Genomic DNA, 13,908 nt, shown 5'->3' with positions numbered 1-13,908 from the left:
GAATCTTTGTCATGATTTCATGACAAAGATTTTTTTTCACAAGATTTTGTGATAAAATATAGGAAGTAGAAAAAAGGAGGAGAAAATGGACGAATCGAGAGAGTTGAATGCCGTCATTGATGTGATTATGCTAGCAGGAACCATTCTCCTGAAAAGTGGCTCAGAGATTCATCGGGTTGAGGATACTATGATCCGTATTGCCCATTCGCAGGGAATAATGGATTGCAATGTTCTTGCCATGCCCGCAGCTATTTTCTTTTCGATTGAAAACACCAATATTTCTCGGATGAAACGGGTGACCTCATCCTCTTATAACATTGAAAAAGTGTGTGATGTCAACCAAGTATCACGGGAGCTTGTCGGAGGGCAGATTGATCTCTCGACAGCCTTTAAAAAGCTCAAAGAAATCGGCAATCAAGCCCTTCCTTATACCAAGTTCCAAGTGACCGTAGCAGCGACCCTCAGTGCCCCTTTCTTCTCGATTATGTTTGGGGGCAATGTCTATGACGCTTTTGGCGCAGCTATTGCGACCTTATTTGGTTTTGCCTTCTCTCTCTACGTAGAGAAGTTTGTCCGCATTCCTTTTGTAACGGCCTTTGCGGGTGCCTTTGTTTTCGGATTGATCGCCCAGTTCTGGGCCCGCTATACAGGATTTCCTTCGACGGCAGACCTGATTATAGCAGGAGCGGTCATGCCCTTTGTTCCAGGGATTGCTCTGACAAATGCGGTACGGGATATCATGACCAACCATATCAACTCTGGTATGAGCAAGATGTTTGAATCTTTGCTCATTACCCTCGCTTTAGGGGCTGGCACCTCTGTCGCCCTGGTTTTGATGACATAAGATGACTCTAACAAGTATTTTGCTCCAAGCAGTGGCGAGTTTACTCGCCATTATCACCTTTCTAATCGTACTGAATGTTCAACGTTCCATGCTCCTACCTGGTGGTATTTTGGGAATGGGCGTTTGGCTCCTCTATCTCGTGCTCAAAGAACCAACCAATGTTATTGTCGCGACCTTTATCGCAGCAGTAATTGGCTCTTGCATCAGCCAGATTTTAAGTATTGTCTATAAGACACCAGCGGTGGTCTTTGTCTTGGCCATTCTTGCCCCCTTGGTGCCAGGTTATTTATCCTATCGAACGACAGCTTTCTTTGTGACAGGAGATTACAGCCATGCTATTGCCAGCGCGACTTTGGTGGTTATGTTAGCCCTTGTTATTTCTATTGGAATGGCAAGTGGAACGGTAATTCTAAAGCTTTATTACTACATCCGAAAACAACGAGGAATCTCTTCCTAATGCAGTCAAATCAAAGACTTGATTTGTTGAATCAAGTCTTTTTTCTCTCTTTTGTCCCTATTTGTGATAAAATAGAATGAAACGATTTTTTACAATGAATGAAAAAACAGAGGTAAATATGACAATCGGTATTGATAAGATTGGTTTTGCGACCAGTCAATATGTCTTGAAATTACAAGACCTAGCAGAAGCGAGGGGAGTTGACCCCGAAAAATTTAGCAAGGGACTCTTGTTAAATGAAATTAGTATTGCTCCACTGACTGAGGACATTGTTACCTTGGCAGCTAGTGCAAGCAACTCTATTTTAACAGACAAAGAAAAAGAAGAAATCGATATGGTCATCGTGGCGACCGAGTCAGGGATTGACCAGAGTAAGGCAGCGGCAGTCTTTGTTCATGGCCTATTAGGCATTCAGCCTTTCGCCCGTAGCTTTGAAATCAAAGAAGCCTGCTATGGAGCGACAGCTGCCCTTCATTATGCTAAATTGCATGTGGAAAATTCTCCAGAATCCAAGGTTTTGGTCATTGCCAGTGATATTGCCAAGTATGGTGTAGGAACTCCAGGTGAACCAACTCAGGGTGCTGGAAGTGTAGCGATGCTAATCACTCAAAATCCACGCATCATGGCCTTTAACAATGATAACGTTGCTCAAACGCGCGACATCATGGATTTCTGGCGTCCGAACTACTCAAGCACTCCTTATGTAAACGGCATGTACTCGACCCAACAGTATCTTGATTGCCTGACAACGACTTGGGATGAATATAAGAAACGCTATGATTGGACGATGGATGACTTTGCGGCTATCTGTTTCCACTTGCCTTATCCTAAGTTGGCCCTAAAAGGCTTGCGCAAGATGATGGACAAAACTTTGTCTAAAGAAAAAAAGGATAGTTTGCAAGAGAACTTTGACAAGTCCATTCTCTACAGTCAGATGATTGGGAATATCTATACAGGTTCCCTCTTCCTCGGCCTCCTTTCTCTTTTGGAAAATGCAGAGACTTTGAAGGCTGGAGATAAAATTGCCCTCTACAGTTACGGAAGTGGAGCGGTTTCAGAGTTCTTTAGTGGTGAATTGGTCGAAGACTATGAAGCTTACCTTGATAAGGACCGCTTGAGCAAACTCAAGCAACGTACAGCATTGTCAGTTGCAGACTATGAAAAAGTCTTCTTCGAAGAATTGCAGTTGGATGAGTCTGGCTCAGCTCAATTTGCAGACTATGAACATCAAGACTATGCCTTGGTTGAAATTATCGACCACCAACGCCGTTATAGCAAGGTTGAAAAATAATGAAGATAAGTTGGAATGGATTTTCTAAAAAATCATACCATGAGCGCCTTGAGTTACTGAAAGCTCAGGCGCTCCTTAGTCCTGAAAAGCAAACGAGTCTCGAGCAGGATGAACAAGTCAGCTTGGCAGTTGCAGACCAGCTGAGTGAGAATGTAGTGGGAACTTTTTCTCTACCTTATTCCATCATTCCAGAGCTTGTGGTGAATGGTCAGGGCTACACAGTTCCCTATGTGACAGAAGAACCGTCTGTGGTTGCTGCGGCTAGCTATGCTAGTAAAATCATCAAGCGAGCAGGTGGCTTTACTGCTCAAGTACATGAGCGCCAGATGATTGGTCAGGTAGCCCTTTATCAAGTTGCTGAACCTGAAAAAGCGCAAGAGAAGATTTCCAGCAAGAAAGCCGAACTCTTGGAACTTGCCAATCAAGCCTATCCTTCTATCGTCAAACGTGGAGGCGGGGCGCGTGATTTGCATGTAGAGCAGATCAAAAGTGAAACAGACTTTCTAGTTGTTTATCTCCATGTCGATACTCAGGAAGCCATGGGAGCCAATATGCTCAACACCATGCTGGAAGCCTTGAAGCCAGTCTTAGAAGAACTCAGTCAAGGACAGAGTCTCATGGGAATCCTGTCCAACTACGCGACCGATTCTCTGGTGACTGCAAGCTGTCGTATCGCCTTTCGCTACTTGAGTCCCCAAAGGGACCAAGGACGAGAAATTGCGGAGAAAATAGCCTTGGCTAGCCAGTTTGCGCAGGTTGATCCCTACCGAGCGGCTACCCATAATAAAGGGATTTTTAATGGTATTGATGCTATTTTGATTGCCACGGGTAATGACTGGCGTGCCATCGAAGCTGGGGCCCATGCCTTTGCCAGTCGAGATGGACGCTATCAAGGTCTCAGTCAATGGACGCTGGACATGGAAAGAGAAGAATTGGTCGGTGAGATGACCCTACCCATGCCGGTAGCGACCAAGGGTGGCTCTATCGGTCTCAACCCTCGTGTAGCCCTCAGTCATGAACTACTAGGAAATCCTTCAGCTAAGGAATTAGCTCAGATTATCGTGTCCATCGGTCTTGCTCAAAACTTTGCGGCCCTCAAAGCCTTGGTCAGTACGGGCATCCAGCAAGGCCACATGAAATTACAGGCCAAATCCCTAGCTCTCCTAGCAGGTGCTAGTGAGTCCGAGGTTGCTCCCCTCGTTGAGCGCCTTATTGCAGACAAAACCTTTAACCTAGAGACAGCTCAGCAATATTTAAAAGTCTGGCGGTCTTAGCCAGTTGAAACCGTGGTATTAGTCTCAAAAAATGAAACATAAGGAAAACAAGTTCATTGTCAATTGAAAAGTCTCACATATAACGAAGAACAGGAGAGGATTACATTATTCTCTCTTTTTTTGATATTTGAATCACAGAGAATGTACCCATTTTCAACAATACAATCCTTTACAGTTAATTTAAGGGAAATATCATCCATTTCTTACTTTAGGGTATGGAAGTGAAGCAATTCTATGGTGAATGGTTTTATAGTAATAAAGATCATTCTAGTAATGTTTTAAAACTCCTCTAAAAAGGATTTTCCCATTCTTATGTTTACACTACTTTAGAAAACAGCATGTTTTTGTAACCCCTTCCATGTTTGTTGTTGTATTTTAAAACTTTTAGGTATAAAATGGAAATATATAAAATGGGATGAAGAGGGGATGAAGCATGTCTAAGAAAAAGTCCGATACTCTTTGGGCTAAGAAAAAGGAAGAAAATGGTAGATTTTTTTGGTTACCCTTGTCTCAGCATCTAGAAGATACAAAAAATATAATTGGACTTCTCTGGGAGCATTGGTTAAGTGAGGGGCAAAAAAAACTGATTGAGGATTCTCTGGATTCAGTAACACATGATGGCGGTTTAGGGAAACGACTTGCACAATTTTTAGCTGCTGTTCATGATATCGGGAAAGCAACTCCAGCCTTTCAAACTCAAAGAGGATTTGCAAATTCAGATGATTTGGATATTCAACTATTAGAAAAATTGGAGCAGTCAGGATTTACTAAAATTAGTTCACTTCAACTATCATCACCAAAAAAGAGTCATCACAGCCTTGCAGGTCAATATTTGCTATCTAGTTATGGTGTTCAAGAGGATATTTCGACTATTATTGGTGGACACCATGGACGACCGATTGATACGATTGAGGATGTAAAAAATCAAGGGAGCTATCTTTCAAACTATTTTCAAAATGAAAGTAAGGAGAGTGCTATCCATAAGAATTGGGATTTGGTTCAAAAAGAAATCTTCAACGGTGCTTTAGATGAGTTGGGGTTTGACTCTGTGAGAGAGCTTCCTAGAATTAAACAGCCTGCTCAAGTTATCTTATCAGGATTGCTGATTATGGCTGACTGGATCGCTAGTAATGAGTACTACTTTCCTTTATTAAGTGTCAATGAAAAAGAGGAGGTAGATAAGTTAAGACGCCTTCAAGATGGGTTTGAAAGGTGGAAAAAAACTAGTTTGTGGCAACCTAAATATATCTCAAAACCAGATAGTCTTTATAAGGAAAGATTTGGATTTGAACCTAATAATGTTCAATCAACCTTATCTCATGTTATTACTCAAATATCTAAACCTGGGATTGTAGTTCTAGAAGCACCAATGGGGTTAGGGAAGACAGAAGCTTCATTGATTACAGCAGAGCAGTTAGCTACTAAGACGGGAAGAAGCGGTCTTTTTTTTGGTTTACCAACTCAGGCGACATCGAATGGGATTTTTAATCGTATTGAAAAATGGGTTGAAAGTTTAAAGGATGATTCTGAAGACATACTATCTATTCAGTTGGTACACGGGAAAGCAGCTCTAAACGAAGATTTTTTAAAACTTAAAGCTAATACATTTAATTTTGATGATATAGAAAATGGTAGCGTTATCATTAATGAATGGTTTTCTGGGAGAAAGACTTCGGCTTTAGATGATTTTGTAGTGGGGACTGTTGATCAGTTTTTAATGTTAGCATTGAAACAAAAACATTTAGCTTTGCGTCATCTAGGTTTTAGTAAAAAGGTTGTTATTATTGATGAAGTTCACGCTTATGATGCTTATATGAGTCAATATTTGATGGAGGCGATAAAATGGATGGGAGCCTATGGTGTTCCGGTAGTCATTTTGTCAGCGACATTACCTTCTCAACAAAGAGAAAATATCCTTAAAAGCTATATGTCTGGGATGGGGATCAAATGGCGAGATATTGAAAATACGGACCAATTAAAGACAGACGTTTATCCTTTAATCACTTATAATGATGGCTCAGAGATTTATCAACTTACAACATTCAATAAGCAAAACATAAAAGACATTCACATCATTCGTTTACAAGAAGAGCAGTTATTGGGAACTGTTAAAGATGCCCTTGAGGGCGGTGGAGTAGTTGGAATCATTGTCAATACAGTGAGAAGATCCCAAGAGTTGGCAAGAAACTTTTCGGAAATTTTTGGAGATGATATGGTGGAATTACTTCATTCCAGTTTTATTGCGACCGAAAGAATCCAAAAAGAGAAAGAATTATTACAACAAATCGGAAAAAATGTAGACCGTCCACATAAGAAAGTTATCATTGGAACTCAGGTGATTGAGCAATCCTTGGATATTGATTTCGATGTGATGATAAGTGATCTGGCACCTATGGATTTGCTAATACAACGTATTGGACGACTTCATCGACACCAAATAGAACGGCCTCAAAAGCATGAAATAGCTAGGTTTTACGTTTTAGGAACTTCCCAAGAGTTGGATTTTGAAGAAGGAAGTAGTTTTGTTTATGGTGATTATCTGTTAGCCAGAACTCAGCACTTTTTACCAGATATCATGAGATTGCCAGATGATATTTCACCATTAGTCCAGAAAGTTTATAGTCCAGATTTTACAATTGAGTTTTCAAGTCAGGAATTTCAGCAAAAATATTTAGATGCTAAGACGGAGCATGATGTCACGATTAAGAATAAGGAAACAAAGGCAAGAACATACCGTATCAATGATCCTGTCTTAAAAATATCGAGACATAGAAACAATAGTCTGATTGGTTGGTTGAAGAACCTGCATCCAAACGATAGTGAAGAAAAATCTAATGCTCAGGTTCGTGATGTTGAAGATACAATTGAAGTGATTGCTTTAAAAAAAATGTCTGATGGCTATAGCTTATTTATTGAAAATCAAGATATATCTCAGAATATTGATAATCCTTTGGTCGCTAAAAAAGTAGCACAAAATACTTTACGACTTCCTATGAGTTTATCCAAGGGCTATAATATCGATCAAACTATTGAAGAGCTTGAAAGGTATAACAACAGCTATTTAAGTCAATGGCGAAATTCATCGTGGTTAAAAGGAGCTCTCGGGATTATTTTTGATGAAAACAATGAGTTTATTCTCAATGGGTTTAAACTCTTATATGATAAAAAATATGGGATTACAACGGAGAGGTTAAATAAGAATGAGTCGATTTAATTTACTAGATGAACCCTGGATTTCTGTCGTTTATGATGAAAAAGGAACAACAAAAGAAGTTTCCTTGCAGGAATTATTTATAAATGCTCATCAGTACAAAGATTTAGCAGGAGATACAAAAACGCAAGATTTTGCTGTGCTGCGAGTTTTGCTGGCTGTGTTACATACTGTCTTTTCACGCTTTGATGCAGATGGTAATGTCTATGAGTATCTGGCAGTAGATGAGCGGTTTAAACAAATTGAGCCTGTGGAAGAATCTGATATTGCTGACTATCAGGATGATTTATATGATACATGGAAAGATCTTTGGGAAAGTGGTAAGTTCCCAGACATTGTTAGTCATTACCTAGAAAAATGGCGGGATCGCTTTTACTTATTTGATAAGGAATATCCATTTTTTCAAGTTAGAAAAGAGGATATTGTAGCAGACAAAATTAGTAAAGCAAAAGCAAGCAGTATCTCTGGGAAAAATATCAATAGAACGATTTCAGAGAGTGAGAATAAGTTAGCCTTATTTTCCCCAAAGAATGGTAAAAATAAAGAACAACTGACTGCTTCCGAAGTTACACGATGGCTTTTAACTTTTCAAGGGTACTCAGGATTATCCGATAAAGTTATTTTTGGAAAAGAAAAATATAAAGTGTCAAAGGGCTGGTTGTTTGATATCGGGGCAGTTTTTATACAGGGAACTTCTTTATTTGAAACGCTGTTACTAAATTGTATCTTGCCATTCTATGACCATGATAATTTAGAAAGTATTCAATGTCCCTGTTGGGAATTTGCTAGTTCTGATAATATTAATCGCTATTTGTTTGGTAGTGAATGTACAGATTTAACTAATCTGTATACGATTTGGAGCAGAGGGATTTATATTGATCCAGAATATGATTTAAATAAGCCTTTCTCTTTTGAGATTGTAAAATTACCCGAAATTAATCATCGGGACAATTTTTTAGAGCCGATGACAACATGGAAATATAATACTACAGGAGAAAATAAAGATAGCTATACTCCTAGGAAACATCTCTTGAATCAATCGTTGTGGCGGTCATTTGGTTTGCTAGCAGTAGAAGATAGAACAGGGCACTTTAGAAAACCGGGAATTATTGATTGGCTCGGAGATATAGGTGACATAATAGGAAATAGATTATTTAATATTATTTCCATTAGTATGCAGGATGATGGAAATGCTACTTCATGGCTTCCAACTGATGAAGTTATTGACTCTATACTTATCAATGATTTAGTTTTGGCGGATTTTAATGAGAGTGGTTGGGTACCACGTATTAATGAGGTGGTAGAAGAAACAAAAACTGTCATTTCCAAAGTATATAAACGCTATATAGAGGAACTAAAAGAAATCAGGAATATCTCAAACAACAATTATACTAATCAGATGGTTGAAATGCTCTATTTCAAAATCGATCACCCTTTTCGAGAATGGTTATCCAGTATCCTACCAGATGATGAAAAGGATCCTAAAATCAAAGAATGGAGAGATTTGCTGAAAAAAATGGTTAAAGCTGAAGCAAAGAGCATCTTAGGTCACGGAGGAACTAGGGACTACCTCGGCATTGAAAAAGATGGTCGAATAAAAAATATTGCAACTGCCTATAATTCATTTGAATATTTGCTTCATCAACAATTAAAATAGGAGGTGTGTGTTGGAACAATCCAAACAGACAGTTGGTTCTGTCACAAAAAGAATTATTAGACAATTGAGTTATGAGTTGGAGTCACCATTGAGTAAAGCCGCACTGGCCAAAATTAGAAAAACGTTGGGTAAACCCTTGAGCGATGCAACAGATATCTGGCCGATTTTATTTGAGCATTTACCAGAGGAGTTCGTCAATTCATACCAGCAGCCTAGCTATGAGGAGTTAGCGATTTATACAGCTATCCAATTTTACGCCTTACATCAACAAGGAACTTCAACCAGTGTGATGTTAGATGAGCCCGATACTTATCAAAATATCGGTTCTGCTCTTAGTCAACTTCGAAAAGGAGATGACACGACAGCCATTGACAGAAGGTTCAATGTTATGATTACATCATCAACTTTTGAAGAGTTGATCTACCATTTACGCCACATGATGATGTTGCTCAAAACAAAGTCTCCTGCTACAAAGGTTGATTATGCTAAGTTAGCTGAAGACTTGTATTGGTTTTTAAAAAATGTACAAGAAAATCTTCGCCTAAATTGGGCAAGATCATATTATAAACAAATCAAAGGAGAAAAACACAATGACAACTAACCAACGCTTATTTTTAGATATTCATGCTATACAAACCTTACCACCTTCAAATATGAATAGAGATGATACAGGTAGCCCAAAGACTGCTCAGTACGGTGGCGTAAAAAGATCGCGCGTGAGTTCTCAAGCTTGGAAGAGAGCTATAAGAGACTATTTTAATACTTATGGAGAACAGTCAAATGTCGGTGTCCGAACAAAAGACATTGTAAGGTATGTTGCGGGTAAAATTGTAGAACTAGATAATTCTATCAGTTTTGAAGATGCACTAACCAAAGCAGATACAGTCTTGATAGCTACTGGAATTAAGAAAAAAGGTAAAGTCAAGGCACTTTACTTTATGGGGGATAGACAAGCTGAGAAATTAGCTCAAGCAGCCTATGAAAATCTGACTGATAAAAAGGAACTTCAAAAACTAGCTAACTCAAATCCAGCCATTGATGTTGCTATGTTCGGTCGAATGGTAGCTGAAGATCCAGTTCTAAACGAGGATGCTTCCTCTCAAGTTGCTCATGCTATTTCAACACATGCTGTACAAACTGAATTTGATTTCTTTACTGCTATTGATGATTTAGCTCCAGAGGATAATGCAGGTGCAGGTATGCTGGGAACCATCGAATTTAACTCTTCTACGCTCTATCGTTATGCCAATGTTGCGATTCATGAATTATCAAAACAACTAGAGGATGAGAAATCCTTAAAGAACAGTTTGAATTTATTCATCGAAGCATTTGCAAATTCCCTCCCGACAGGAAAAGTGAATACTTTTGCCAATCAAACTTTACCGCAGGCTCTAATCGTTTCTTTGCGTGATGATCGTCCTGTTAATCTTGTCAGTGCTTTTGAAGAACCAGTTAAATCAACAGATGGTTATGTGGCGAAATCTATTGAAAAACTGTCTAAAGAGTATACAAGAGTTGAAAAATTCGTGAATAAACCACTTTTGACTTTCTATGTGACTTTGGATGAAAATGAGAGTTTAAAACAAATTGGTGAGGAAAAATATTCAGTTTCAGAATTATTAAAAGATTTTTCGGAAACCTTAGAACAATTCCTCAAAAAATAGGTGAATGGCATGAAGACTATTTTGTTGAAATTTGCTGGTCCTTTGCAATCTTGGGGGACAAGTTCACATTTCGAAACAAGACATACGGATTTTTATCCTTCTAAGAGTTCTGTTATTGGGTTGATTGCTTCAAGTCTAGGATATCGTCGAGACGATGATGAAAAAATTGTTCGTTTAAACGAGCTGGATTTTGCAGTTCGAGTGGATCAACAAGGAAATTTACTCAGAGATTTTCATATTGCACAGAAGTATACAGAAAAAGGAAAGTTTGAACGAAATTATGTCACAAATCGTTATTATTTAGAAGATGCTGTTTTTGTAGTGGCTCTTTCTCATAATAATGAGCAGTTTTTGGAAATGATTTTACAAGCTTTGAGAAATCCCTATTTCCAACCATTTATGGGAAGAAGGGCTCTGCCGTTGACTGCAGATTTTATCTTAGGTGAAACTGAGATTGGAGCAGTTGAAAGTTTGAGAACTCTTGAATGGCAAGCTTCACCATGGTTTATGAAGAGAAAGTTTATGGATGCCGTAACTTTAGAAATCTATTCTGATAGACATTTAACCGATAGAGGTATTTATCAATTGAGACAAGATGTTGTCAAGTCTTTTTCACAAAAGGGGAGAAGATTTGGCTATAGGTATGAAACTAGAGAACTGGTTCAAGTTCGGAATTCGTTTCGAGATAAAAATACGGCACATGATGTTTTTAAGAGTATAGGAGATTGATGGTATGTATATCTCAAGAGTAGAAATTGATCGGACCAATCGCCGAAAAATTAGGCGCTTAACACATATAGGCGCATATCATGCTTGGGTAGAAGAGAGTTTTCCAGAAGAAATGGAACAATCTATTCGAACAAGAAAATTATGGCGTATAGATCGTATCCAAGATAAAGATTACCTGATTATTGTTAGTAAAAATAAACCTGATTTACAAGGATTAGAAAAATATGGGGTTGCTGGTAGTGCTCAAACCAAGGATTATCAACAATTTTTAGATAACATCTATACTGGTAGCCGAATGAAATTTCGAGTGGTGCTTAATCCAGTTATTTCCTTAGTATCACCAGATAATCTTAAAAGAGGTATTGTAAAACCTCATATTACGAGTGAACATCAGATGAATTATCTAGTAGAACGCTCTGACAAAAATGGATTCTCACTGATAAAAGAAGATTTTTCAATCGTTGAACGTGGTTATGAGGTGTTTAAAAAAGCTGTTAAACCTATCCGATTGATAAAGGTTGTTTATGAAGGGGTCTTAACAGTTAGTGATGCAGATCTTTTTAAGAAGCTTTTGACTGAAGGAATGGGAAAGAAAAAAGCATACGGTTTTGGTTTAATGACCGTTATTCCATTGGGAAACGAATCATGGTAAAAAAAAGTGGAACGAAGAAAACATCTCTGCGAGAACTTCCTAAAATAAGTGATCGTGTCAGCTTTATTTACGTAGAACAGTTTTTCCCGCACACGCGGGGGTGATCCTACCACTGCTCTTGCGATATTCTTTGCCAATCTGTTTTTCCCGCATACGCGGGGGTGATCCCGTGACTTTCCGTTTGGTGACTGATTATAGCCTATTTTTCCCGCACACGCGGGGGTGATCCCGGTGCAGTCAGCATCCTTGTCATTTTGGCAGGTTTTTTCCCGCAGAAGCGGGGGTAATCCTAACACGATTGACATTCCCATATTGAGTCAAATGTTTTTCCCGCACACGCGGGAGTGATCCCACAATTCACTTGTACGAACGGGGTGGATATCCGTTTTTCCCGCACACGCGGGGATGATCCCAAGACCAGGATAAGCAAATCAAGGCACTTGAAGTTTTTCCCGCACACGCGGGGGTGATTCTACGATTGAAGATAATAAGAAAGAAACAAGTAAGTTTTTCCCGCATATGCGAGGGTGATCCTGGGTCTAAGAAAATGACCTTTTGAATGGTTGTGTTTTTCCCGCAGACGTGGGATTGATCCCATTTGCTTCTGACCGTTGAAATAGAAACCGTGGTTTTTCCCGCAGAAGCGGGGGTGATCCTGGGTATAGTAAAGAGGGCTTTTTAATGCCTTTGTTTTTCCCGCACATGCTGGGGTGATCCTGAGGGCTTGGTCATCGGTAAGAATGACGGTAGGTTTTTCCCGCACACGCGGGGGTGATCCCATGATTATGACTATCAATGACCATGAGGGTGAGTTTTTCCCGCATACGCGGGGGTGATCCTACGCAAGACGTTTCAAGTGCTGCAATCCTTACGTTTTTCCCGCACACGCGGGGGTGATCCTGATAGAAGCCGATTGGGTTTGACTGCTCCACTGTTTTTCCCGCAGACGCGGGGGTGATCCTTAAGTTCACTTCTTAAAAAAGATGAAGAATTGGTTTTTCCCGCACACGCGGGGGTGATCCTGAACAAGACAAGCAAATCAGCAGTCTAGCGATGTTTTTCCCGCACACGCGGAGGTGATCCTGAATGGTATTATCTCACGAATGAAAACGTTGAGTTTTTCCCGCAGACGCGGGGGTGATCCCAGTATTTTTAGCAACTTTAGCTTATCAATGGAGTTTTTCCCGCACACGCGGGGATGATCCTATCCTGGATACAGGAATTGAACTGGCTTTCATGTTTATTTTTCCCGCAGACGCGGGGGTGATCCTGTAGACACATCTACAAGCTGGACAATCCCTCTGTTTTTCCCGCAGACGCGGGGGTGATCCTGTAGACACATCCACAAGCTGGACAATCCCTCTGTTTTTCCCGCAGACGCGGGGGTGATCCTACAGATGCTTGTATTCGCTTTATGGAAGTTATGTTTTTCCCGCAGAAGCGGGGGTGATCCCTGATTATCTAGCCCCATCTCATAGATGGCCCAGTTTTTCCCGCAGACGCGGGGGTGATCCTCCACCAATTTTTCCTTTGTAGCCATCAAGCAAGTTTTTCCCGCACACGCGGGGGATTGACTACATAAAATGAGATATAAGAAAATCTCCCTATTGAAAACTGGTAAATTAGAGATAGGAGTGTTTTTTTATAGGAAAAAAGCATATTTTGTGTCAAAGAAGACATCTTACATAACAAAGGAGAAGACAAGTAAATCGAATGAAGTCATCATGGAGACATTTGGTAACAATAACATCAGTTGGGTAAAAAACTTGTAGCAGAGTATAAGAAAATTTGTCTTGCATCTGTTTTCTTAGAGATTTTCAGAACTAAATGCTCAACATTTTTTGATTGGAAAAACGAGACTAAAATCCTTAGCTCAGATTATCGTTTCTATCGGTCTCGCCCAAAACTTTGCGGCCCTCAAAGCCTTGGTGAGTACGGGCATCCAGCAAGGTCACATGAAGTTACAGGCCAAATCCTTAGCTCTCCTAGCAGGTGCTAGTGAGTCTGAAGTTGCTCCCCTCGTTGAGCACCTCATCGCAGATAAAACCTTTAACTTAGAGACAGCCCAGCGCTATCTCGAAAACTTAAGATCATAAAAAACTCAGACGAATTCGTCTGAGTTTTTTGTA

The 13,908-nt window shown here is 39.7% G+C and carries 10 protein-coding genes and 1 pseudogene; all 11 read left to right on the top strand.

Annotated features, from left to right (window positions below; translation table 11 throughout):
- The first annotated feature begins 85 nt into the window (after positions 1–85).
- Positions 86–844 (top strand): threonine/serine exporter family protein, encoded by a 759-nt coding sequence (locus tag O3655_RS03910; protein WP_000344542.1) that lies wholly within the window; start codon positions 86–88, stop codon positions 842–844.
- A 1-nt stretch (position 845) separates the two neighbouring features.
- Positions 846–1,301: a threonine/serine exporter family protein gene (locus tag O3655_RS03905; protein ID WP_044021233.1), complete on the top strand. Its 456-nt coding sequence runs from the start codon at positions 846–848 to the stop codon at positions 1,299–1,301.
- Positions 1,302–1,419: 118 nt separating this feature from the next.
- Entirely contained in the window at positions 1,420–2,592 is a 1,173-nt protein-coding gene (locus tag O3655_RS03900; RefSeq protein WP_371641223.1) for a hydroxymethylglutaryl-CoA synthase, read from the top strand.
- A complete protein-coding gene (locus tag O3655_RS03895) occupies positions 2,592–3,866 on the top strand; it encodes a hydroxymethylglutaryl-CoA reductase, degradative (protein ID WP_371641183.1) in 1,275 nt (424 codons plus the stop codon). Before O3655_RS03900 ends, O3655_RS03895 begins: the two co-directional genes overlap by 1 nt.
- Before the next feature lie 433 nt (positions 3,867–4,299).
- Positions 4,300–7,080 (top strand): CRISPR-associated helicase Cas3', encoded by a 2,781-nt coding sequence (gene cas3 / locus O3655_RS03890; RefSeq protein ID WP_371641182.1) that lies wholly within the window; start codon positions 4,300–4,302, stop codon positions 7,078–7,080.
- Positions 7,067–8,734: a type I-E CRISPR-associated protein Cse1/CasA gene (locus tag O3655_RS03885; RefSeq protein ID WP_371641181.1), complete on the top strand. Its 1,668-nt coding sequence runs from the start codon at positions 7,067–7,069 to the stop codon at positions 8,732–8,734. The genes cas3 and O3655_RS03885 overlap by 14 nt, the downstream gene beginning before the upstream one ends.
- A gap of 7 nt (positions 8,735–8,741) precedes the next feature.
- A complete protein-coding gene (gene casB / locus O3655_RS03880) occupies positions 8,742–9,335 on the top strand; it encodes a type I-E CRISPR-associated protein Cse2/CasB (RefSeq protein WP_000893380.1) in 594 nt (197 codons plus the stop codon).
- Positions 9,325–10,398, top strand: coding sequence for a type I-E CRISPR-associated protein Cas7/Cse4/CasC (gene cas7e, locus O3655_RS03875; RefSeq protein ID WP_000210568.1), 1,074 nt, complete (start codon positions 9,325–9,327; stop codon positions 10,396–10,398). Before casB ends, cas7e begins: the two co-directional genes overlap by 11 nt.
- A 9-nt stretch (positions 10,399–10,407) precedes the next feature.
- Positions 10,408–11,127 (top strand): type I-E CRISPR-associated protein Cas5/CasD, encoded by a 720-nt coding sequence (gene cas5e / locus O3655_RS03870; RefSeq protein ID WP_000849181.1) that lies wholly within the window; start codon positions 10,408–10,410, stop codon positions 11,125–11,127.
- Positions 11,128–11,131: 4 nt separating this feature from the next.
- Positions 11,132–11,779 (top strand): type I-E CRISPR-associated protein Cas6/Cse3/CasE, encoded by a 648-nt coding sequence (gene cas6e, locus O3655_RS03865; RefSeq protein ID WP_000275970.1) that lies wholly within the window; start codon positions 11,132–11,134, stop codon positions 11,777–11,779.
- Between the two features lie 1,865 nt (positions 11,780–13,644).
- Positions 13,645–13,875 (top strand): annotated as a pseudogene (locus tag O3655_RS03860) (3-hydroxy-3-methylglutaryl-CoA reductase); the annotation flags it as partial.
- Positions 13,876–13,908 lie beyond the last annotated feature (33 nt).

The organism is Streptococcus sp. 27098_8_70 (genome assembly GCF_041432215.1).
In the GTDB taxonomy this organism is placed as follows: domain Bacteria; phylum Bacillota; class Bacilli; order Lactobacillales; family Streptococcaceae; genus Streptococcus; species Streptococcus oralis_CP.
The sequence above is the reverse complement of the archived record's forward strand: the minus strand, read 5'-3'. Positions and strand labels throughout refer to the sequence as shown.

Coding starts and splice junctions, on each gene's coding strand:
- O3655_RS03900 (WP_371641223.1), top strand. CDS start 1,420: ATGACAATCGGTATTGATAAGATTGGTTTTGCGACCAGTCAATATGTC.
- O3655_RS03905 (WP_044021233.1), top strand. CDS start 846: ATGACTCTAACAAGTATTTTGCTCCAAGCAGTGGCGAGTTTACTCGCC.
- O3655_RS03910 (WP_000344542.1), top strand. CDS start 86: ATGGACGAATCGAGAGAGTTGAATGCCGTCATTGATGTGATTATGCTA.
- cas6e (WP_000275970.1), top strand. CDS start 11,132: ATGTATATCTCAAGAGTAGAAATTGATCGGACCAATCGCCGAAAAATT.
- cas7e (WP_000210568.1), top strand. CDS start 9,325: ATGACAACTAACCAACGCTTATTTTTAGATATTCATGCTATACAAACC.
- cas5e (WP_000849181.1), top strand. CDS start 10,408: ATGAAGACTATTTTGTTGAAATTTGCTGGTCCTTTGCAATCTTGGGGG.
- O3655_RS03895 (WP_371641183.1), top strand. CDS start 2,592: ATGAAGATAAGTTGGAATGGATTTTCTAAAAAATCATACCATGAGCGC.
- cas3 (WP_371641182.1), top strand. CDS start 4,300: ATGTCTAAGAAAAAGTCCGATACTCTTTGGGCTAAGAAAAAGGAAGAA.
- O3655_RS03885 (WP_371641181.1), top strand. CDS start 7,067: ATGAGTCGATTTAATTTACTAGATGAACCCTGGATTTCTGTCGTTTAT.